This window comes from Actinocatenispora thailandica (assembly GCF_016865425.1).
In the GTDB taxonomy this organism is placed as follows: domain Bacteria; phylum Actinomycetota; class Actinomycetes; order Mycobacteriales; family Micromonosporaceae; genus Actinocatenispora; species Actinocatenispora thailandica.
In genome coordinates, this window is sequence record NZ_AP023355.1 from 1794985 (window position 1) to 1815881 (window position 20897).

Annotated in this window: 23 protein-coding genes; 9 read left to right on the forward strand and 14 right to left on the reverse strand. The window is 71.8% G+C overall.

Annotation, left to right across the window (positions count from 1 at the left end; translation table 11 throughout):
- Window positions 1–6: 6 nt before the first annotated feature.
- Window positions 7–774 carry a meso-2,3-butanediol dehydrogenase gene (gene budC, locus Athai_RS07840; protein WP_203960868.1) on the reverse strand — a complete coding sequence of 256 codons (768 nt, stop codon included), beginning with the start codon at window positions 772–774 and terminating at the stop codon, window positions 7–9.
- Window positions 775–922: 148 nt separating this feature from the next.
- Between budC and Athai_RS07845 the strand changes: the two genes are divergently transcribed.
- Complete coding sequence (locus Athai_RS07845; RefSeq protein WP_203960869.1) at window positions 923–1489, forward strand: TetR/AcrR family transcriptional regulator; 567 nt, start codon at window positions 923–925, stop codon at window positions 1487–1489.
- Between the two features lie 60 nt (window positions 1490–1549).
- Here the strand turns inward: Athai_RS07845 and Athai_RS07850 are convergent, their stop codons facing one another.
- Window positions 1550–1747 (reverse strand): hypothetical protein, encoded by a 198-nt coding sequence (locus Athai_RS07850; protein ID WP_203960870.1) that lies wholly within the window; start codon window positions 1745–1747, stop codon window positions 1550–1552.
- Between the two features lie 247 nt (window positions 1748–1994).
- Here Athai_RS07850 and Athai_RS07855 point away from each other — a divergent pair, with 247 nt between their 5' ends.
- Both Athai_RS07855 and Athai_RS07860 read left to right on the forward strand, forming a co-directional pair.
- Complete coding sequence (locus tag Athai_RS07855) at window positions 1995–2492, forward strand: MarR family winged helix-turn-helix transcriptional regulator (protein WP_239156792.1); 498 nt, start codon at window positions 1995–1997, stop codon at window positions 2490–2492.
- 61 nt (window positions 2493–2553) lie between these two features.
- Window positions 2554–4596, forward strand: coding sequence for a chloride channel protein (locus Athai_RS07860; protein ID WP_203960871.1), 2043 nt, complete (start codon window positions 2554–2556; stop codon window positions 4594–4596).
- A gap of 249 nt (window positions 4597–4845) precedes the next feature.
- Here the strand turns inward: Athai_RS07860 and Athai_RS07865 are convergent, their stop codons facing one another.
- The 5 genes from Athai_RS07865 to Athai_RS07880 form a co-directional block, all read right to left on the reverse strand.
- Complete coding sequence (locus Athai_RS07865; protein ID WP_203960872.1) at window positions 4846–5619, reverse strand: hypothetical protein; 774 nt, start codon at window positions 5617–5619, stop codon at window positions 4846–4848.
- A 226-nt stretch (window positions 5620–5845) separates the two neighbouring features.
- Entirely contained in the window at window positions 5846–6553 is a 708-nt protein-coding gene (locus tag Athai_RS07870) for a diacylglycerol/lipid kinase family protein (protein ID WP_239156793.1), read from the reverse strand.
- Window positions 6553–6744, reverse strand: coding sequence for a hypothetical protein (locus Athai_RS34005; RefSeq protein ID WP_239156794.1), 192 nt, complete (start codon window positions 6742–6744; stop codon window positions 6553–6555). Before Athai_RS34005 ends, Athai_RS07870 begins: the two co-directional genes overlap by 1 nt.
- A gap of 313 nt (window positions 6745–7057) precedes the next feature.
- Complete coding sequence (locus tag Athai_RS07875) at window positions 7058–7957, reverse strand: PhzF family phenazine biosynthesis protein (RefSeq protein WP_203960873.1); 900 nt, start codon at window positions 7955–7957, stop codon at window positions 7058–7060.
- Window positions 7954–8286, reverse strand: coding sequence for an ArsR/SmtB family transcription factor (locus tag Athai_RS07880; RefSeq protein WP_203960874.1), 333 nt, complete (start codon window positions 8284–8286; stop codon window positions 7954–7956). Before Athai_RS07880 ends, Athai_RS07875 begins: the two co-directional genes overlap by 4 nt.
- Window positions 8287–8734: 448 nt before the next feature.
- On the opposite strand from Athai_RS07880, the gene Athai_RS07885 reads away from it, so the two are divergent.
- The 6 genes from Athai_RS07885 to Athai_RS07910 all read left to right on the forward strand — a co-directional run bounded on the left by Athai_RS07885 (window position 8735) and on the right by Athai_RS07910 (window position 12829).
- Window positions 8735–9904, forward strand: a complete 1170-nt coding sequence (locus Athai_RS07885) for a serine hydrolase domain-containing protein (RefSeq protein WP_239156795.1) — start codon at window positions 8735–8737, stop codon at window positions 9902–9904.
- 156 nt (window positions 9905–10060) lie between these two features.
- Window positions 10061–10390, forward strand: a complete 330-nt coding sequence (locus Athai_RS07890; RefSeq protein ID WP_203960876.1) for a PadR family transcriptional regulator — start codon at window positions 10061–10063, stop codon at window positions 10388–10390.
- Between the two features lie 89 nt (window positions 10391–10479).
- On the forward strand, window positions 10480–11343 hold the full coding sequence (locus tag Athai_RS07895) for an ABC transporter ATP-binding protein (RefSeq protein WP_203960877.1): 864 nt from the start codon (window positions 10480–10482) through the stop codon (window positions 11341–11343).
- Window positions 11340–12107: an ABC transporter permease gene (locus tag Athai_RS07900; RefSeq protein WP_203960878.1), complete on the forward strand. Its 768-nt coding sequence runs from the start codon at window positions 11340–11342 to the stop codon at window positions 12105–12107. The genes Athai_RS07895 and Athai_RS07900 overlap by 4 nt, the downstream gene beginning before the upstream one ends.
- Before the next feature lie 37 nt (window positions 12108–12144).
- Window positions 12145–12501, forward strand: a complete 357-nt coding sequence (locus Athai_RS07905) for a DUF1048 domain-containing protein (RefSeq protein ID WP_203960879.1) — start codon at window positions 12145–12147, stop codon at window positions 12499–12501.
- Window position 12502: 1 nt separating this feature from the next.
- Window positions 12503–12829, forward strand: a complete 327-nt coding sequence (locus Athai_RS07910; protein WP_203960880.1) for a DUF1048 domain-containing protein — start codon at window positions 12503–12505, stop codon at window positions 12827–12829.
- 12 nt (window positions 12830–12841) lie between these two features.
- On the opposite strand, the gene Athai_RS07915 is transcribed toward Athai_RS07910, so the two are convergent.
- The 7 genes from Athai_RS07915 to fdh all read right to left on the reverse strand — a co-directional run bounded on the left by Athai_RS07915 (window position 12842) and on the right by fdh (window position 20886).
- The gene (locus tag Athai_RS07915; RefSeq protein ID WP_203960881.1) at window positions 12842–13153 is read right to left on the reverse strand and encodes a DUF6458 family protein; all 312 of its coding nucleotides are present in this window, start codon (window positions 13151–13153) and stop codon (window positions 12842–12844) included.
- A gap of 151 nt (window positions 13154–13304) precedes the next feature.
- On the reverse strand, window positions 13305–14015 hold the full coding sequence (locus tag Athai_RS07920) for a GAF and ANTAR domain-containing protein (protein WP_203960882.1): 711 nt from the start codon (window positions 14013–14015) through the stop codon (window positions 13305–13307).
- A gap of 423 nt (window positions 14016–14438) precedes the next feature.
- A complete protein-coding gene (locus Athai_RS07925) occupies window positions 14439–16166 on the reverse strand; it encodes a DEAD/DEAH box helicase (RefSeq protein ID WP_239156796.1) in 1728 nt (575 codons plus the stop codon).
- Window positions 16167–16294: 128 nt separating this feature from the next.
- Complete coding sequence (gene nrfD, locus Athai_RS07930) at window positions 16295–17263, reverse strand: NrfD/PsrC family molybdoenzyme membrane anchor subunit (RefSeq protein ID WP_239156797.1); 969 nt, start codon at window positions 17261–17263, stop codon at window positions 16295–16297.
- Window positions 17260–18231: a 4Fe-4S dicluster domain-containing protein gene (locus Athai_RS07935; RefSeq protein ID WP_203960883.1), complete on the reverse strand. Its 972-nt coding sequence runs from the start codon at window positions 18229–18231 to the stop codon at window positions 17260–17262. Before Athai_RS07935 ends, nrfD begins: the two co-directional genes overlap by 4 nt.
- 1 nt (window position 18232) lies before the next feature.
- A complete protein-coding gene (locus Athai_RS35460) occupies window positions 18233–18607 on the reverse strand; it encodes a molybdopterin dinucleotide binding domain-containing protein (RefSeq protein ID WP_239157365.1) in 375 nt (124 codons plus the stop codon).
- Entirely contained in the window at window positions 18526–20886 is a 2361-nt protein-coding gene (fdh, locus tag Athai_RS07940; protein ID WP_476692257.1) for a formate dehydrogenase, read from the reverse strand. Before fdh ends, Athai_RS35460 begins: the two co-directional genes overlap by 82 nt.
- Window positions 20887–20897: the final 11 nt, after the last annotated feature.

Consider the following 20897-nt stretch of genomic DNA (forward strand, 5'->3'; position numbering starts at 1 on the left):
TCACTCTCAGTACAGCGGCGGCTGGCCGCTGCCGGCCGTGATGCCGCCGTCGACGGGCAGGATGGCGCCGGTGACGAAGCGGGCGTCGTCGGAGGCGAGGAACGCGACCGCGGCGGCGATGTCCGCCGGCGTGCTGTAACCGGGCAGCGCCCGGCGCCGGTCGAACCGTTCGACCAGCGCCGCCACCCGGGGATCGTCGGCGTGTTCGGGGCCGATGGTCAGGGACGGTGCGACGGTGTTGACGCGGATGCCGAACTCGCCGAGGTCGAAGGCGAGCCCGCGGGTGAAGTTCACGACCGCGCCCTTGGCGGCGTTGTAGGCGCTGAGCATCCGGTCCCCGCCCAGCCCGGAGGCGGAGGCGATCTGCACGATGCTGCCGCGGCTGCGCTTGAGGTGGGGCAGCGCGGCCCGGGCGCCGAGGAAGCAGCTGTCCACGTCGGTGTCCATGACCAATCGCCAGTCGTCGAGGGTGGTCTGCTCGAACTGCTTGCCCAGTCCGACGCCGGCGTTGGACACCAGCACGTCCAGGCCGCCGAACCGGGTCGCGGCGGCGTCGGCCATCGCCTGTACGTCGTCGGGTCGGGTGACGTCGGTGGCGACCGCGAGGGTGCGGTCGGTCCCGAGCTCGCTGGCCAGCGCGTCCAGCCGGTCCCGGCGCCGCGCCGCGAGCACGACGTTCGCGCCCTCGTCGGCGAAGCGCCGAGCGATGCCGGTCCCGATGCCGGAGCTGGCCCCGGTGACGATCACGGTCTTGCCGTCGAATCGACGTTGCACGCGCACAACCTCCAGGTTTTCCGTCAGTTCCTGACAACAGATGTGTCAGAGTCTGACGCTACAACGTGGCAGAGTCTGACGCAAAGATTGGTCAGTTACTGACGTAACAAGGCGTCAGCGTCTGACGCAACGTGGTAGGGTCGTGCCCATGCCGAGGAGTGGAGAAGCAGCGCGTCGGAGACTGCTGCAGGCCGCCCTCGAACTGTTCACCGAGCGCGGGTTCGACCAGACCCCGGTGGAGGCCATCGCCGCCCGCGCGGGCGTCACCGAGCGCACCTTCTACCGGCACTTCGCGGACAAGCGCGAGATGTTCTTCGACCGCGAGACCGAACTGCGCGACCTGCTCGTCGCGGCCGTCGCCGCCGTGCCGCACGGGACCAAGGCACTGCCCACGCTGCGGGCCGCCTTCCACGAGTCGGTGCCCCTGTTCGAGCGCAACCGACCGCTCACCGAGCCCGGCGCCCGCCTCATCGAGCAGACCCCCGCGCTGCGGGAACGATCCCTGGCCAAGCACGCGCTGCTGGTCGGCGCGCTGACCGACGCGCTACGGGCTCGTGGTGTCGATGCCCGCACCGCCCCGCTGTGCGCTCAGGTCGGGATGGACGCCTTCACCATTGCCACCCACCGGTGGATGCAGGATCCGTCGCTCGGCCTGCATGGCGAACTGGACCAGGCGTTCCGCGAGCTGCGTCTCGCCGCCGCCGCCCTGAAATAACCGACCCGCAGCGCCTGATCCCCGCCGACTCCGGGTTTGCGCCTTGTCCGGGAACCCTGTTCACGGCCACGGGTCGGACTGGCGGGGGTCGTAGTCGCCGGCGAGCCAGCGCAGGAACCGTACCGGATGCACCACGTAGGTTTCGATCGTGCTGGGCGAGTGCCGCCCGGTGTCCTGCAACGTCTGGTGGTATCGGGCGAGTTCGGCGTACAGCTGCCGGATCGTGTAGGTGCGTTCGTTGTCCGCGGAGCGTGGCACGCCGTCGATCCTCCCGGTTCGTCCGAAGTGGACAGCGTCCCGGCGCGGTCGAGGCTGAGGGGCGCGACGGTCGGCTACCTTACCGTCCGAACGCGCCCCGTCAACGGCGCCGGGTTCGGCCCGGCGGTACCGGCCGGTGTCGTCGCGGCCGGCGCGCGGTACCGAGCGCTCGTGCGGGCTGACGCTCCGACGTGATACCGGCCACCTGACGTGGCGGATGGTCATTGCATAGGGCAATAATGTCCTGGTGCATGGAACGGCGGCAGGGGACGACCTCGTCGATGCGTTGATCTCGGCCAGCCGCGCGTTGGTGGCCGTGGCAGCGCGATCGGTCGCCGGGTTGCCGTCGGAGGTGACCCTGCCGCAGTACCGGGCTTTGGTGGTGCTGGCCAGTCGCGGGCCGCAGCGTGGCGTCGAGTTGGCCGCCGAGTTGGGGGTCAACCCGTCCACGGCGACCCGGTTGATCGAGCGGTTGGTGCGGGCGGATCTGGTGGAGCGACGGCCCGTCCCGGGCGATCGTCGGGCGGTGTCGGTGGCGCTGCGGCCGGCCGGCAGTCGCCTGGTCCGAACGGTGACCCGCCGTCGCCGGACCGAGGTGGCGCGGATCGTCGCGACGATGCCGGCCGCCGAGCGGGCCGGCGCGGAGGGCGCGCTGCGGGCCTTCGCCGACGCGGCGGGCGAGGTCCCGGAAACCGGGTGGTGGCTGGGCTTCGCGTTGCCGGACGAGGACGAGAGCAGGGCATGACCCGGCGCTCCGGGACGCGTGTGCCTTGCCGCACCAGTACCTCGAACCACGGAGAGCGGGCATGAGCAGCGAAGCACAGGCGTCGGTCGTGCGGCGTCCCTCGACGCGACTGGCGCGGGGATTCGACTGGTTACGCGGGACCCCGACGGGGCTGATTCCGTTGGCGCTGGCGGTAGGCGCCGGCGCCGGCCTCGGCGCGGTCGCGTTCCGGTACCTGATCGGCTGGTTCACCGAGCTGTTCACCGGCCACTCCGACTACTCCGACGTCGGGCATGCGATCAACCCGTTGGTGCCGTGGCTGGGCATCTTCTTCGTCGTGTTGGCACCGGTGGTGGGTGGCCTGATATACGGGCCGATCGTGCAGCGGTTCGCGCGGGAGGCGCGCGGGCACGGGGTGCCGGAGGTGATGCTCGCGGTCGCCGAGCGCGGCGGCCGGATCGGCCCGCAGGTGGCGGTCGTCAAGGCATTGGCGTCGGCGCTGTGCATCGGTTCGGGCGGCTCGGTCGGCCGGGAGGGGCCGATCGTGCAGATCGGCTCGGCGCTCGGATCCTCGCTCGGCCAGCTGGTGCGGCTGCCGGAGCGGCGGCTGCGGTTGCTGGTCGCCTGCGGGGCCGCCGGCGGTATCTCGGCGACGTTCAACGCGCCGATCGCCGGCGTGTTCTTCGCGATGGAGCTGATCCTCGGCGACTTCGGCGTGGAGTCGTTCGGCGCGGTGGTGCTCGCCTCGGTGACCTCGGCGGTGATCGGCCGGGCGGTGTTCGGCGACGAGCCGTTCCTGCACCTGCCGGCCTTCCACCTCACCTCGCCCGCCGAGTTCGGTGCGTATGCGCTGCTCGGGTTGCTCGCCGCGGTGGTGGGCGTGGCGTTCGTCAAGGTGCTGTACGGGATCGAGGACCTCGCGGACAAGCTGTGGCGCGGCCCGGAATGGTTGCGCCCCGCGGTGGGTGGCGTGCTGCTGGGCGGCGTGCTCCTCGTCCTGCCCCAGCTGTACGGGGTGGGCTACCCGGTGCTGTCCGGCGCGATCAGCGGGCACTACGTGCTGTGGTTCCTGCTGATACTTCTGGCCGGCAAGATGTTGGCGACCAGCCTGACCATCGCGGTCGGCGGCTCCGGCGGGGTCTTCGCACCCTCGCTGTTCCTGGGCGCGATGCTCGGCACCGCGTTCGGTCAACTCGCCCATGCCGGGGTGCCGGGCATCGTCGGCTCGGCGGGCGCGTACGGGATCGTCGGGATGGGCGCGGTGTTCGCCGCCACGTCCCGGGCGCCGATCACCGCGGTGCTGATCATCTTCGAGCTGACCGGCGACTATTCGATCATCTTGCCGCTGATGACGGCGGTGGTGCTCGCCACCGCGCTGTCGAGGAAGCTGTCCCGGGACACCATCTACACCCTCAAGCTGCGCCGTCGCGGCATCGACCTGCTGCGCGGCAAGCCGGCCAGCCCGCTGGAGTCGATGCCGGTGACCGCCGCGATGCGGGCCATGCCGGCGCCGATCGCCGCCGACGCGCCACTGGACTCGGTGCTGGCCCGGCTCACCGACACCGACGACGCGGTGGTGCCGGTGGTCGACGGCACGGGTCGGTACCGTGGCGTGCTGACCGCCCGGGACGCCGAGCGGGCCGCCACCGACAACGCGCTCGACGACAACGCCGGACGGCTCGCCGCGCTGCCGCCGGCGCTGTCCGGCACCCAGAACCTCAGCAGTGCACTGGACCTGCTCAACGACGCCGACGAGGACGGCCTGCCGGTGCTGTCCGACGACGGCACCCGGATCGTCGGCTGGCTGACCCACCGGGACGTGCTCACCGCCTACCGGCAGGCGGTGCGCGCCACCGCCGAACGGGCCCGCCCGGACCGACCTGCGCTCGGCGGATTCCGGGTGGTGACCCTGGCCTTGACGGGTAGCGGGCCGCTGGTCGGTTGCCAGATCGGGCAGATCGACTGGCCGCCCAACACCCGGGTGATGGCGTTGCGCCGGGATGGCCACGCCGTCCCGGTCACCGCCGGGACCGAGCTGGCCCGCGACGACCGGGTCACCGTCCTGGTCCCCACCGAGCACGCCGACACCCTCACCGACCTGGCCGCCGAGCGCACCCCGGCCTGATCCGGTACGGGTCGCCGCCGAGGCGAGCCACGGCTGGGCCGGGAGCTGTCTCGAAGTCCGCGTGCCGGCTGCGGCGGTCCCGTTTCGGGGGTCGCGAAGGCCACTGGTCCTGTTTGCGGGCCGGCCTCGCGGCCCCCTGCCGCTCGCAGCGTTGTCGGTCCGTCGGGGGGTGAACCCGACATCCGAACCGCCCTCCGCATCGCGCGCAGCCAACTCGCCCCGCTCGACCGGGGTCCGTCGAGGCACCCCTCAGTGGCGTGGCACGCCTCGCTCCGGTCGCAGCGCCTGTGACGGATCAGCCGCCTCGATCATGCGGAGCTGGCGGGCGATCGCTCGCTGTTCCTCGGACAGGCCGGTATCGTGTCGCAGCCACCAACCCGGGCCCCAACGCAGCACCTTGCCGTAGAGCGTCAGCGTCAGGCCGCCTTCGAAGTCGGCCGCGGGCTGGCGGACCATGCGCACCAGAGGATCGGCGTCCTGGTGCCATTCGTAGTGGCCTTCACCTGGGACATAGTCGGTTCGGTGCTCGGCGAAACAGTCGAAGTAGACCCAGCCGGACCTGTCCGCGGGTGCGTAGCAGGCAATCCGTTGGTCGATCAGCAGGCTCGGAGATCCGAACCAGGTTTCGACCTCGCTCAGCCGCACGTCGCGCCCGTCGAATCGTTCTCGCAGGCCGGTTGTCAGCAGGCTCCACTCGTCCGTGTCCAGCAGACGGTCCAGGTCGAGGTAGCCGAGCCGGTGGAACAGTGCGGAGAAGACGGACGCCACCTCGGCCACGCAGCCTCGCTCGTCACCGAACAGCGCCTTGAACGGCCCCGCAACGCCGGTCTTGCCGAACCGCCTCAACTCGGCCCGGGCATCGTCCAGGTCGCTTTCCCGCTCGTCGAGGAAGCACAGCTCCTCCAGCAGCCCCCTTGCCAGCAGGTCGAAGGCAAACCCGTCGTGGGAGTACATGCCCGGCCGGCAGACCATCCTGGGCAACGCATCGAGCCATCGCTGCCGCACTTCGGCCACTGTCCTCATCCCCTGACGATACTGCGGCGCCTCGTTCGTGGTGCGTCCCGGCCGCGCTCACCGACCACGCACTGCGGTGTGCGACCCGGCCGCCACCGGGCGAGCGGTGCCCGCTCCCGCGTCGGTTCGAGGGCGATCACCGGGCCGGGCAGGCACCGCCCGGCACCTGCCGCCGTCGGTCCGGTTCGGCAGGCTGACGGGCTGCCGCCGGGCTCGGTGGGGCGGCGCTGGCGGCTCAGGCCGGCTCCGCCGGTACGCACACCGTCAGGGACCGGGGCCGCACCCGGGCGTGCAGCCGCGCTGCGGTGGCGACGACGTCGCCGTCGAGTTCCCGCGCCTGGGTCGCGACGCTGCGGATGGTGACCTCGCGGCAGCGATGGACCTCCATCCGTGGCGGTCGGGGCAGCCGCAGCAGCAACGCGGTACCGAGGCGGGCCCAGTCGGCCAGCGAGCGGGGCGTCACGATCGCGATGTCGAGGGTTCCGTTGTCCGGGCTCGCGTCCGGTAGGAGGTTCAGCCCGCCCTGCAACCGGCCGACGTTCGCGACCAGGACGGAACGCGCCCGCCGGTGCAGCACCACCCGGTCGTCCAGCGCGACGCTCACCCGCATCGGGCGGTCGCGCAGCCGCCGCGCCCCGCCCAGCAGGTAGGCGAACCAGCCGAGTCGGGCCTTGAGCGGTTCCGGGGTGGCGCGCAGCATGTGCGCGTCGAAACCCATGCCTGCCATCACGGTGAACACCTCGCCGTCGACCTCGCCGACGTCGATCCGCCGCCGGGTGCCGGCCACCGCCAGGTGCGCGGCGGCGGCGGTGTCCGTCGGTATGCCGAGGTTCGCGGCGAGCAGGTTGCCGGTACCGCCGGGCAGCACCGCCATCGGCACCCGGGTACCCGCCAGTGCGCCGGCGCAGGAGCGCACCGTGCCGTCGCCACCGCAGACGAACATCAGCCGGGCGCCGGCCCGTACCGCCTGTTCGACGAGGCCGGCGCCCGGCTCCTCGGGGTGGTCTCGTACCAGTCCGGAGCCGGCCAGCCGGCCCCGTCCAACACCCGCGTCACGTCGGCGCGGACCTGCCGGATGTCGACCTTGGCGGGATTCGACACCACGGCGCAGCGCAGCGGGCCCTCGTCGTCCATGCGACACAGTCTGCCGTCTCCGGGCCCCGCCCGCCGGGCGGAGCCCGGCTCCGGCGCGGCCGGCGGGCCGGCGGCTAGACCTGGGGCAAGCTGGTGATCGGGCAGGTAAGCGGCGCCGTCGGCCACCCGGAACCGCGCCGGCCGGTGAACCGTCGATCTGCGGCGTACGTCGGGTGTGGACGGTGCTGGTTTCCCGGTCCGGCAGTGGTTGTCACCCGGGCGAGGCGGTGCCGCGCCGACAGCGGGCGCACGCTCGCTGGCAGCGACTAACCCGGTGGGCGTCACGCCGGGGGAGTCGGCCGCGCCGCGAGCGTCAGCTCCGCGCGGCAGCGTCGTCGGCTGTCGGCGGTACGGCCAGGCTGGCGGTACCGAGCAGCACGACGTCGCCGGAGACGCGCACCGCCCGGACGTCGTGCCGGCTGCCCCGGGCCCGTACCGTGAGGCGCGCGGACCGGCCGGTGAACCTGCCCTGGCTGAGCGCAAAGCTCACGTCGTCGCCGGCGAGGCCGTGGCGCAGCCGGTAGCCGCCGATGACACCGGCGGCGCTGCCGGTGGCGATGTCCTCGACGGTCCCGTCGTTGTCCCAGTGCCGGATCTCCGCGCCGTCCTCGTCGAACAGCACCGCGAACTGCGCGCCATGCGCGCGCAGCATGGCACCGATGTCGGCGTGGATGCGGGCCCGGGCCAGCGCCCCGGACACCACCGGTACGACGAGGTAACGGAGCCCGGTGCTCACGACCTCCAGCGGCAGATCGGAGCGCAGGTCGGCCGGGCCCAGTGCGAAGGCCTCCGCGATCTCCCGGTGGCCGGTCACCTCGCCCAGGAACTCGGGCCGGCCCTGGTCGATGGTCGCCGAGTACACCTCGGGGCCGGACCGGGTGGTCGTGACCTCGACCGTGCGGCCGACCAGTTCGAGTTGCCATCGGCGCTCCGGCGCGCCCGCCGACCGGTGGTGCAGTACCGCCGCGGCACCCAGCAGCGGGTGGCCGGCGAACGGCAGCTCCCCGTGCTGGTCGAAGACGCGGGCGTGCGCGGTGTCGGCCCGGTCGGTCGGCCGCAGGAAGACTGCCTCGAACTGGCGCAGCTCCCGCGTGACGGTGCGCAGCTGCGCCGAGCTCAGCGGCGGGATGTCGGGAAAGACCGGGAGGCTGTTGCCCTGGTACGGCCGTGCGCTGAAGACGTTCACGTGCACGTAGTCGAGGACGGGTGTCACAGCGTCGCGCCCAGCCGGCGGGTGAACGCCGTGATGGCCGGTTCGTTGCGGCGGTAGAACGTCCAACCCTTGCGGCGCGTGCGGAGCAGCAGCCCCGCGTCGGTCAACAGCCCGAGGTGGCGCGAGGCGGTGGCGGCGGACACGCCCAGCCGGGCCCGGATGAAGTCGGCACAGACGCCGTCGGCCTCGAAGTCGCCGTCGACCTGCGGCGGGTAGCGCTCGGCGGGCCGCTTGAGGTCGGCGAGGACGGACAGCCGAACCGGGCTCGCGGTCGCCTTGAGCTGGGCCAGCAGCTCCGGGTCGGCCGACACCTCTTCGCTGTTTCGCATAATTGCAAAATAGCACTCTACGACGGTCGGGCCGCGCAGCCGCCGCCGCTGACCGGTGGGTCGGATGGTCGGATGGTCGAGGAGATCAGCGCACGAGTTTCATCCGCGGCGCCGAGGTGTGCACGAAGCCTCCTTTCTGGCAGATCCGCTGCCCGGCGGGGGTCGCGCCGAGATCGACCCGATCCGCCGGGATCGAGGCCGCCCAGGCGATCCCGCCATCCAGGCATCCTCGCACCGGCACCGGCGGCGGCGCCGCACGGAGTTTCGTCGTACCGGCGCGGGATCATCGTCCCGGCGGGCCCACTCGGCACGGTGATCCTTCGCTGTGCTCCCCGTGGGCAGGTGCCTCGGGCGATCACGCTGGGATCGATCCCGTCGAGCGGGCATTGCCGGTGGAGTCGAACGGGACGAGTCGAGGAGGCGGCGGGTGTCGGCAGGTGGGTTTTCGGTGCGGCGGCTGGTCCGGGTGCGCGAGCTGCTCGATCGGCAGGTCGGCTCCGGCCTCGTGCCCGGTGCGATGGTGGTCCTTGCCCGCCGCGGCGCCAGGCACGTCGAAGCGGTCGGGACGCTGGCGTTCGAGGGCGCGGGTTCGGCCGTCCCGATGGCGCCGGACACGATCGTGCGGATGGCGTCGATGACCAAGCCGGTCGTGGCCGCGTGCGCGATGACCCTGGTGGAGGACTGCACGCTCCGGCTGGACGATCCGGTGGACGAGCTGCTTCCGGAGCTGGCGGACATGCGGGTGCTCGCCGATCCCGAAGGGCCGCTGGCGGACACCGTCCCGGCGGCGCGCCCGATCACCCTGCGCGACCTGCTGACCTTCACCCTCGGTACTGGCATGGTCGTCGCCGAGCCGGGAACGGTTCCGATCGCCGATGCGCTGGACACGATCGGCGAGCCGGATCTGGACGAGTGGGTGCGGCGGTTGGGCGCGCTGCCGCTGGTTCATCAGCCGGGTGCGCGCTGGATGTACGAGACCGGCGCCGACGTGACCGGTGCGTTGATCGCGCGCGCCACCGGCGTGTCGTTCGGGGCGGCGCTGCGCGAGCGGATCTGCGAGCCGCTCGGCATGAAGGACACCGGATTCAGCGTGGACGGGGCGGGCCTGGCCCGGTTCGCCACGGCGTACGAGCGTGACCCCGGCCCGGCCGGCGCGGCGGTGGTCGCGGATCCGCCGGACGGGTCGTTCAGCCGGCCGGCGGTGTTCGAAGGCGGCGGTGGTGGCCTCGTCTCGACCGCCGAGGACTATCTGTCCTTCGCCTCGGCTCTGCTCGCGGGCGGCACTCACCGGGGCGAGCGGGTGCTCTCCAGGTTGTCGACGAGCTTGCTGACCACCGATCACCTCACTCCGGCGCAGAAGGCGGTGTCCGGCTTCTGGCCCGGGTACTTCGACAACCGAGGCTGGGGTTTCGGAATGTCGGTGGTAACCCGGCGCACGCACCTGGGCCCCTCGGTCGGCAGCTACGGGTGGTCCGGCTTCTACGGCACGGCCTGGTACAACGATCCGGCCGAGGACCTGACCGCGATCGTCGTCCTGCAGCGGGCGCACCTGGGCGACCAGCGGCTGCGGATGTGGAACGACTTCTGGACCACCGTCTACCAGGCGATCGACGACTGAACCCGTCCTGCTTCGACGTCCGGCGCGTGCTGGGTGGTTCCTGCCTGTGCGTCCGGCCGCCCGGCGGGGCGGTGGCCGAGCTATTCAGTGTTGCTATCTACCGGTAGTCGGCGTTACTATCTACCGGTAGTCAACGTTACTGAGTAGGGAGCGTCGATGGGCAAGCTGGCGACGGAGATGCTCAAGGGCACGCTGGAGGGCATCGTTCTCGCGATCCTGTCCGGCCGGCCCGCGTACGGGTACGAGATCACCGCCTGGCTGCGCGACCAGGGCTTCTCCGACATCGCGGAAGGCACCGTGTACGCGCTGCTGGTGCGGGTCGAGCGGCACGGGCTGGTCGACGTGCAGAAGGTCGCGTCGGAGAAGGGGCCGCCGCGCAAGGTGTACTCCCTCAACGCCGCCGGTCGCGACTACCTCGACGAGTTCTGGAAGACCTGGGGCTTCCTCGTACAACGGCTCGAACGACTGCGCGAGGGAGGCGAGTGACCGTGCCGGACCCGACACCGGCCGCCCGGTCCGGCACCGTGACCGGGCCGCGGAAGCGACGACCCGCCGAGCGAGCAGGAGACGACCCGATGCCCACCGGACAACAGCCCGTGATCCAGGTGCGGAACCTGACCAAGTCGTACGGGAAACTGCAGGTGCTGCGTGGCGTGGAGTTCGACGTGCCGCGCGGCAGCATCTTCGCGCTGCTCGGCTCGAACGGCGCGGGCAAGACCACCATCGTGAACATCCTGGCCACCCTGCTACGGCCAGACAGCGGCACCGCCGGCGTCGACGGCTTCGACGTGGTCCGGCAGCCCGCGGACGTGCGCGCCGCGATCAGCCTGACCGGGCAGTTCGCGGCCGTCGACGAGATCCTCACCGGGCGCGAGAACCTGGTCCTGGTGGCCCGGCTGCGGCACGTCGGCAAGCCCGGCGCGGTCGCGGACGACCTGCTGGAGCGGTTCGCGCTGACCGAGGCCGCCGGGCGCAAGGTCGCGACGTACTCCGGTGGCATGCGCCGGCGCCTGGACATCGCGATGAGCCTGATCGGCAACCCGCCGGTCATCTTCCTCGACGAACCGACCACCGGGCTCGATCCGCAGGCCCGGGTCGAGGTGTGGAACGCCGTCAAGGAACTGTCCGCGGCCGGCACGACGGTGTTGCTGACCACGCAGTACCTCGACGAGGCGGAGCAGCTCGCCGACCGGATCGCGATCCTGCACCGGGGGCGGATCATCGTGAACGGCACGCTCCCCGAGCTCCAGCGGCTGCTGCCGGCCGCCAAGGTCGAGTACGTGGAGAAGCAGCCGAGCCTCGAGGACGTCTTCCTCGCCCTGGTCGGCGACACCGCGACAGGCACCGACACCGCGTCCGGCCCCGACGGCGCGACCGGCACCGACACCGCGTCCGGCCCGGATCCGGCCGCTGCGAAGCACCAGGAGGAACGATCATGAGCGCGCACGTCATCGGCGACACCGCCGTTCTCACCGGGCGATCACTCAAGCACGTCACCCGCAGCGCCGATACCATCATCACCACCGCGGTCATCCCGATCGCGATGATGCTGCTGTTCGTCTACGTGTTCGGCGGCGCGATCAGCCACGGTGCCAGCAGTGGCAGCTACCTGGGCTACCTGCTGCCGGGGATCCTGCTCATGACGGTGGCCTCGGGCGTCTCGTACACCGCGTTCCGGATCTTCACCGACATGACCACCGGGATCTTCGGCCGGTTCCGGTCGATGCCGATCGCCCGCTCGGGCGTGCTCTGGTCGCACGTACTGACCTCGCTGGTCGCCAACCTCGTGTCGATCGCGGTGGTCTTCGGGGTCGCGTTCGCCATGGGTTTCCGCACCGGCGCGGGTGTCGCGGCGTGGTTCGCGGTCGCCGGCATCCTGATCCTGTACACCCTCGCGCTGACCTGGGTCGCGGTGATCCCGGGGCTCACCGCGAAGTCGATCTCCGGCGCGAGCGGGTTCTCCTACCCGCTGATCTTCCTGCCGTTCGTCAGTTCGGCGTTCGTGCCCACCAGCACGATGCCCGGGCCGGTGCGGTGGTTCGCCGAGAACCAGCCGGTGACGCCCATCGTCGACACCATCCGCCACCTGTTCGCCGGGCAACCGGTCAGCAACGACATCTGGATCGCGCTCGGCTGGATGGTCGGCATCCTGCTGGTCGCCTTCACCGGCGCGATGCTCGTCTACCGCCGCAAGATCTCCTGAACCACCAGCAAACGACCCGCTCGAAGGAGGGCGACGGATGAACTTCTGGGAAACCATCACGGGAAGCGACCTGAGCCGGGAGTGGAAGGCGTTCGACACCCGCGCCGCGGCGCTGCCGGCCGATTACCAGGACGCCTGGCAGCAGATCAAGGGCCGGCTGATGCCGTACGCGAACTTCACCGGCCGCAACCTGACGCCGATCCTCGACGGTGCACTGGGGCTGCTGGAGGAGTCGGCCGCCGAGGGGCAGCACATCCACGAGGTGCTCGGCGACGACATCGACGGCTTCTGCACGGCGCTGGCCGGCGGCTCCGGCGCCCGCAACCACCGCGACCGGTGGCGGGAGCAGCTGAACCGCAACGTCGCCCGGAAACTGGGACAGCTGGGAGGCTGACATGGGTATTCGCGACATCATCGAGGGCAAGAAGCAGTGGCGGGCGCACGTGGCGCGGGTCAAGGCCCTGCCCCGCGACTACCGGATCGTCTACCAGGAGATCCAGAAGTACTACTTCAAGGTCGGCCCGGTCGACCTGGTCGACGGCCCGCTGCTGCCCGGGATCGTCGAGTTCTTCGAGCAGGGCGCGGCGGCCGGCAAGGGCGTCCTGGAACTGATCGGTACCGACGTCGCGGCCTTCTGCGACGACCTGATCAAGGACTCGCGCACCTACGCGGACCTCTACCAGGAGTCCGTCGGCAAGAAGGCCGGGAACGCCGGAACGTGAGTCGGGTCGCGGTCAGGCGCGGCGTTCCGGGCCGGGGGCCCGGATGCTGCCGCCCGGGCCGCGTTCGGCCGCGTCCGCGTCGTTGACCGACCGGCGTTCGGTGACGACGGTGGGCTCGCCGCCCCGGTAGACCTCGCGCTGGGTCACCGCGGTCTGGTGGCGTCGCCGGTTCCACACCACCAGCGTGATCACCAGCTCGACCACCCCGGCCAGCATCAGGATCGCGCCGATCGCGGTGACGTTGAGCCAGTGCAGGTCGGCGCGGACCGCGAACGCGAGGATCGCGCCGACCACCAACAGCAGGATGCCAACTCCGACACTCATCGGGCACCTCCTCACCAACCGGGTACCCGATGCAGCCGGGAGGTATGCGCGCCAGACCGGCAACGGGTACCGCGAGGTGACGAAACAGCGGCGGTCGCGCGGCACCGCGCGGCGCCCGGTACCGGGCGGTCGCCATCGCGGTCGGTGCGGTTCAGCGGCGGGCCGGTAGTTCGCCGGTGTCGGTGACGTCGCGGGCCACGTCCCGCAGCTTGCGGTTGAGGTTCTGGCTGGTGGTGCGCAGCAGCTCGAACGCCTGCTCGTCGGTGATCGTGTAGGCCGACATCAGGATGCCGATGGCCGCGCCGATCTGCCGGCTGGTGCTCAGCGCCTGGGTGAGGTTGGCCGCCTTGCTCGCGATGTCGGCGTGGGCGGCCAGCACCGCGGCGTGCGCGGCGAACAGCGTTCCGGTGTTGAACGCCTCCTTGTCGAAGGCGTCCGGCCGGTCGGCGTACAGGTTGAGCACGATCCGCTGGTCGCCGTCCAGCAGCGGGTAGGACAGGATGCCGCGGACCGGGGTGTCGCTCAGCGCCTGCCGGCAGAACGCCGGCCACCGGTCCTCGGCGGACAGGTCGGCGATGCGCACCGCTTCGCCGGTTCTGGCGGCATCCAGACACGGCCCGTCGCCCAGGTCGTACTGCAACTGGTCGACGATGCGGGCGACCTCACCGCTGACCGTCGAGCTGTGCGGGGGTCGGTCGACCGGCCACACGGTGGTCGCGGCCCACGCGCACCCGGGTAGCCACTCGGAGGCCAGATCGACGAGGCGTTGCATCGCCGCGGCGCGGTCACCGGCGGCGTGCAGATGCTCGTTGAGCGCACGAAACTCCGCCGCCAGGTCACCAGCGACGTCACGCATCGTCATCTGAACATCCATTCGCCGGAGCCGGATGGGACGTGACGTCCGGGGGTCGCCACCAGCGCGAGCGAACCGCGGGCCGTGGCGAGTCGATCGCGTAGCTCGACAGTACGCCCAGGCCGCGCCGCCGGCCCGTCGATCCATGGCCGGCCGGGGCGCTCGCGCCATCCGGAACCGGCGTCGGGGTGGCCCGCCGGCCGTGCGGTACCGCCCCGACTGACCACGGAGCACGGTGGTTTCGACTCCACGGCTGCTCGTCTGCTACCCAGCCGCGTCGCTCCTATCGCACGAAACGAGAAGTGAAACCGGCTGGAACCGGGCAGGGCCGGCAACAGTCGGTGACGGCGACGGGGGCGAGGAGTGCCAAACCTGCCACGGCCACCGAACGCATCGTCGCCTTCCTCACCGGTCCCGCACCCGCCCCCGCCGTCAGCGGTCGTGCTTCTTGTGCCGCGGCTTCCTGGCCCGGCCGTCGGCCGGCCGGGCGGTCCGGGCGCGCTCCGGCCGGTCACCGGCCGGCCGGCCGCGCCGGGTGCCCGCGCCGGGCCCGAAACCGCGGTCCGGGCGCAGGTCGATCAGCATGCCCGAGATCCGGGTGTCGGCGAGCCGTTCGAAGGTCGCCGCGGGCAGCTCGGCAGGCAACTCGACCAGGCTGTGCGTCGGGCGGATGTCGATGCGGCCGAAGTCCGACCGGGCGAGGCCGCCCTCGTTGGCGAGCGCGCCGACGATCATGCGTGGTTCGACGTGGTGGCGCTTGCCCACCGCGATCCGGTACGTCGCCATCCGTTGCTGCTCGCGCGGCCGGTGCCGCTCGGGCCGCGGCGGTTCGGGCGCCTCCTCCAGCAGCAGCGGCTGGCCGTCCTGGGCGAGTACGGCGAGGGCGGCGGCGATGTCCAGCGCGGGAACGTCGTGCCCGCGCTCGTAGTCCTGCACCAGGTCCCGGAAGTTCGCGAACTGCGCGTCTTCCATGGCGTTGGAGATCGCGGCGGTGAACTTCTCGATCCGCTGCGCGTTCACGTCCTCGACGGTCGGCAGGCTCATCTCGTCGAGCTTGACCCCGACCGATCGCTCGATCGCCCGCCGCAGATGGCTCTCCCGCGGGGTGACGAACGAGATCGCGTCGCCGCTGCGGCCGGCCCGGCCGGTCCGGCCGATGCGGTGCACGTACGGCTCGGAGTCGGTCGGCAGGTCGTAGTTGACGACGTGGCTGATCCGCTCGACGTCCAGCCCGCGCGCGGCGACATCGGTGGCCACCAGGATGTCGAGCTTGCCGGAACGCAGCTGGTTGATGGTGCGTTCCCGCTGCGCCTGGGCGATGTCGCCGTTGATGGCCGCGGCGGAGAACCCTCGGGCCCGGAGCCGCTCGGCCAGCTCCTCGGTGGCCTGCTTGGTGCGGGCGAACAGGATCAACCCGTCGAAGTTCTCCACCTCCAGGATGCGGGTGAGCGCCTCCAGCTTCTGCGCGTGCGCGACCTTGAGGTACCGCTGCCGAACGTTGGCCGCCGTCGTGGTCCTGCCCTTGACGCTCACCTCGACGGCGTCGGGTGCGTGCTTGGTGACCATCCGGCGGATCTGGGCCGGCATGGTCGCCGAGAACAGCGCCAGTTGCTTGTCGTCCGGGGTGTCGGCGAGGATCTGCTCCACGTCCTCGGCGAAACCCATGTTGAGCATCTCGTCGGCTTCGTCGAGGACCACGAAGCGCAGCTGGCTCAGGTCCAGGGTGCCCTTCTCCAGGTGGTCCATCACCCGTCCGGGGGTGCCGACGACGACGTGGACCCCGCGGCGCAGCGCCGAGAGCTGGACGCCGTACCCCTGGCCGCCGTAGACCGGCAGCACGTGCAGCCCCTTGATGTGCGCGGCGTAACGTTCGAACGCCTCGGACACCTGCAGCGCCAGCTCCCGGGTCGGCGCGAGGACCAGCACCTGTGGCGCCTTCTGGGTCAGGTCGATCCGGGACAGGATCGGCAGCGCGAACGCGGCGGTCTTGCCGGTGCCCGTCTGGGCCAGGCCGACCACGTGCGCTCCGGCGAGCAGCAGCGGGATGGTCTCCGCCTGGATGTTCGAAGGGGTCTCGTAGCCGACGTCCCGAAGTGCCTTGATGATCCTTCCGTCCAGGCCAAGGTCATCGAAAGTCGGCGTCGTTTCAGTATCGGGCACCAACAGATCGTAGTGGAAAGCGTTCGCGGCCTCACCGCGGTTCCCCCGGTGCCGGGACATCGACCGGGTGGCGGTGGCCCCGTCGGCACCGGTGCGTACCACGCTCATGCCTGTCGGTGCGATATCGGCTACGGAAGGTCACCAGCGGATCGGCGCAGCCGCTCACGCTGCGGCACCACGGTGTACTTCGGATCCTCCGCGGAGGCGACGCCGCCGTGGAAGATGCCGAGCCGGGTGCACAGCGACGCGGCGAGCAGCGCGGCGCCGGAGGCGGCGCTGGCGACCCGGCTGCGCCGGCCGAGCACGGCGCCGACCGCACCGGCCACCGACAGCACGGTACCGGCCCTGACCAGCCGGCCGGGCCGGCCGGTGCCGTACGGCTCGGCGGTCAGCCCCATCCGGTGCCGCATCCGCTCGAACGCGAGTACCTCGCAACCGGCACCGGCGATCGCCAGCACCCGCGCCGGAGCCGACTCCCTCGTCGGGGCGAACAGGCCCAGCCCGCCGGCCGCGGCGGCGCTGGAGGCGGTGAACACGAACGGCAGGTCGCGGTGGGCGTCGTGCCAGGCCGGTACGGCGGTGTTCGCGATCAGCGCGCCGGTGTAGGCGGACACCGCGGGGCCCAGTACCGCGGCGCCGGTGCCGGCGAGCCGGCCCAGGCCGCGGAACCGGCCGGTCAGCGCCGAGGCCGCGGCGACGCCGGCGAGCGGCACGAACGGGCCGAGCAGCCAGGTACCCACGCTCATCGGCGAGGTGGGCTTGAGCACCCGCAGCATGTTGAGGAACCGGTCCGGCCGGCCCAGGTCGTGGATGAGGGCGGCGAACGACAGACCGCCGGCGCCCGCCGCGCCGGCCGCGCAGAGCCGCGCGAGCCGCGGCCGGCCGGTGAGCCGGGCACCCGCCGCGATCACCGCGCTGGTGCCGGCGAGCCCGCCGAAGAACAGGTAGCCGCCGACGTCGGCGGCGGCCCACACCGGCGGGTTCAGGATCGGTTTGCCGTAGTACGAGCCGAACTCGGCGCGCGGCACCATCGGCTGCTCGCCGCCGCGCCGCCGGCGGGTCCGGTCGGCCGGTCCGGCACTGCTGCGGTGACTCATCGGCTCCTCCGGGTGGTGACGAAGGCGGCGACCGCGGCGGCGGCCAGCGCACCGGCGGCGAGCCCGACGCGGCGCCACATGCCCGGCAGGTCCCGGGTCGTGACGACCGGATCGGGTGGCAGGCCATAGGTTTCCGGTTCGTCCAGCAGCAGGAAGAACGCGCCGTCGCCGCCCACCCCGTCGGTCGGGTCCCGGCCGTACAACCGGGCGTCGTCGACGCCGGCGTCCTGCAGGGTGCGCAGCCGCGCGTCGGCGCGCTCGCGCAGCTCGTCGAGCGGACCGTACTGGATGGAGTCGGTGGGGCAGGCCTTGGCGCAGGCGGGTTCCAGCCCGGCGCCGAGCCGGTCGTAGCACATCGTGCACTTCCAGGCCCGCCCGTCGTCCTTGCGCTGGTCGATCACGCCGTACGGGCAGGCGGGAATGCAGTAACCGCAACCGTTGCAGATGTCCTCCTGCACCACCACGGTGCCGAACTCGGTGCGGAACAGCGACCCGGTCGGGCACACGTCCAGGCAGGCCGCCTCGGTGCAGTGCTTGCACACGTCGGAGGACATCAGCCAGCGCAGCTCGGTGCGCCCGTCCGGCTGCGGCGGCCGGTCCGCGCCGATGTCGCCGGCCGGCGGCGTCCCGGTTGCCGGCGCCTGCTCCGGGGCGCCCGTACCCTGCCCGGCGAGGGCCAGCACGTCGAGGTCGTCGTGGCTGACCCCGGTGTGCGCGGTGCCGAGGGGACGGCGCTGCTCGATGAACGCCACGTGCCGCCAGTTGTCGGCGCCCAGCCCGCCGGTGTTGTCGTACGACATGCCGGTCAGGTCCAGCGCGTCCGCCGGTACCGCGTTCCACTCCTTGCAGGCGACCTCGCACGCCTTGCAGCCGATGCAGACGCTGGTGTCGGTGAAGAACCCCATCCGCGGTGGATGCCCGGCGTAGCCGGCGCGGTCGGCGGGATCCTGGTGCGGCGCGGCAGCCATCTCAGATCTCCATCCCGGTCTGGTCGGTGATCCCGGCCCGCCGCTGGTACTCGCGCAGCAGCGCGGCGCGGCCCGGCCCGCGGGGGCGGCGACCGGACCGGATGTCGCAGGCGAACGCCTTGCTCTCCTGGATGTGCGTGTTGGGGTCCAGCGAGATCGAGGTGAGCTCGTTCGCCGCGTCGCCGGTGCTGTAGCCGGTCGGTCCCCAGTGGTACGGCAGGCCGATCTGGTGCATGGTGCGGCCGGCGACGGTCAGCGGCGTGACGCGGTCGGTGACCAGTACCCGGGCCTCGATCACGCCGCGGGCGCTGACGATCGTCGCCCAGCCGAGATGGGCCAGGCCGCGTTCGGCGGCGAGTTCGGGGAGACCTCGCAGAAGAACTCCGGTTGCAGCTCCGCCAGGTACGGCAGCGACCGGCTCATCCCGCCGGCGGTGTGGTGCTCGGTGAGCCGGTAGGTGGTCGCCACGTACGGGTAGACCCCGGCGCCGGGTTCGCTGCCGCTGGGCTGCATCCGGTTCGCCGGGTGCCGCAGCGGCAGGACCTCCCGGGCCGGGTTGCGCTGCTGGCGGTAGAGCGGGTTGTCGAACGGGGAGTCCTGCGGTTCGTAGTGCGTGGGCAGCGGACCGTCGGTCAGCCCGGCCGGGACGAACAGCCACGCCTTCCCGTCGTCCTGCATGATGAACGGGTCGGTGCCGGACAGCGCCTGCGGCCCGCGGGCGTCGTCGTCCGGCCGGTAGTCGGGTGCCTTCGTCGCCGGGAAGTCGGGCACGTCGTGCCCGGTCCACCGGCGCTGCTCGGCATCCCACCAGACCAGCGCCTTACGGTCGCTCCAGGGCCGGCCGTCCGGGTCGGCGGCGGCCCGGTTGTACAGGATGCGCCGGTTGGCCGGCCACGCCCAGCCCCACTCGGGCGCGACCCAGCTCTGGTCGCGGCCGGGCTTGCGGCGGGCGGCCTGGTTGACCCCGTCGGCGCGTACCCCGCAGTAGATCCAGCAGCCGCACCGGGTCGAGCCGTCGTCGGCCAGCTGTTCGTAGCTGCTCAACGGGTTGCCGTCGGCGTCGCTGCCGTTGATCTCGGCCAGCACCGCTTCCGCGGACGGCTCCTCGATCCCGCCCTCGGTCGGGTAGTCCCAGGTGAGGTCGAGGATCGGCCGGTCCCGCTCGTCGGTGGAGTCGGCCAGCTTGGCTCGGATCCGCCGACCCAGGTGGTACATGAACCACAGGTCGCTGCGCGCCTCGCCCGGCGGCTTCACCGCCTCGTGATGCCACTGCAGCATCCGCTGGGTGTTGGTGAAGCTGCCGTTCTTCTCGGTGTGCGCCGCGGCCGGCAGGAAGAACACCTCGGTCTTGAGGTCGGCGGTGGCCATCTCCCCGGTCTCGATCTCGGGTCCGTTCTGCCACCAGGTCGCGCTCTCGATCATGGCCAGGTCGCGCACCACCAGCCAGTCCAGGTTCGCCATGCCCAGCCGCTGCATCTTCGCGTTCCCGGACCCGACAGCCGGGTTCTCGCCGAGCAGGAAGTACCCGACGCACTCGCCGGCGATCTGGCGTTGCACGGTGTCGTAGGTGCTGTGGCTGCCGGTCAGCCGGGGCAGGTAGTCGAAGCAGTAGTCGTTGTCGGCGGTCGCGGCGTCCCCCCACCAGGCCTTGAGCAGGCTGGTGGTGTAGGCGCCGATGTTCGCCCAGTAACCCTTCTCGGTGCCCTCCGCGGCCAGGAACGCGGCCAGGTCCTGGCCGGGATGCGCGTACGGCATGGGTATGTAGCCGGGCAACAGGTTGAACAGGGTCGGGATGTCGGTCGAGCCCTGGATCGAGGCGTGCCCGCGCAGCGCCAGGATGCCGCCGCCGGGCCGGCCGATGTTGCCCAGCAGCGCCTGCAGGATCGCCGCGGTCCGGATGTACTGCACGCCCACGGTGTGCTGGGTCCACCCGACCGCGTAGCAGAACGCGCTGGTGCGGTCGCGGCCGGAGTTGCGGGTCAGCTCGTCGCACACCCGCGCGAACAGCTCCGGTGACACCCCGCAGGACTGCTCGACCATCTCCGGGGTGTACCGCTGGAAGTGGCGTTTGAGGATCTGGAAGACGCAGCGCGGGTGCTGCAGCGTCGGGTCGGTACGGGCCGTGCCGGACCGGGCGCCGCCGGAGCCGTGCGCCTCGCCGCGCCCGGCGCTGCGCACCGCGCGGTCCTCGTACTCCAGGTCGCGTTGCGCCGCGGCGGCCTGCACCTCGCGGCCCTCGTACTGCCAGGTGTGGAAGTCGTACTGCCGGTTCTCGGCGTCGAAGCCGGAGAACAGGCCGTCCAGGTCCTCGGGGTCGCCGTACTCCTCGGTCACGATCGACGCGGCGTTGGTGTAGGCCAGCACGTAGTCGCGGAAGTACTTCTCCTGCTGCAGCACGTGGTTGACGATCGCGCCGAGGAACACGATGTCACTGCCGGCGCGCAGCGGGACGTGCAGGTCGGCCAGCGCGCTGGTGCGGGTGAACCGCGGGTCGACGTGGATGATCGTCGCGCCGCGCGCCTTCGCCTCCATCACCCACTGGAACCCGACCGGATGGCACTCGGCCATGTTGGAGCCCTGGATCAGGATGCAGTCGGAGTTCTGCAGGTCCTGCTGGAAGGTCGTCGCGCCGCCGCGACCGAACGAGGTTCCCAGACTGGGAACGG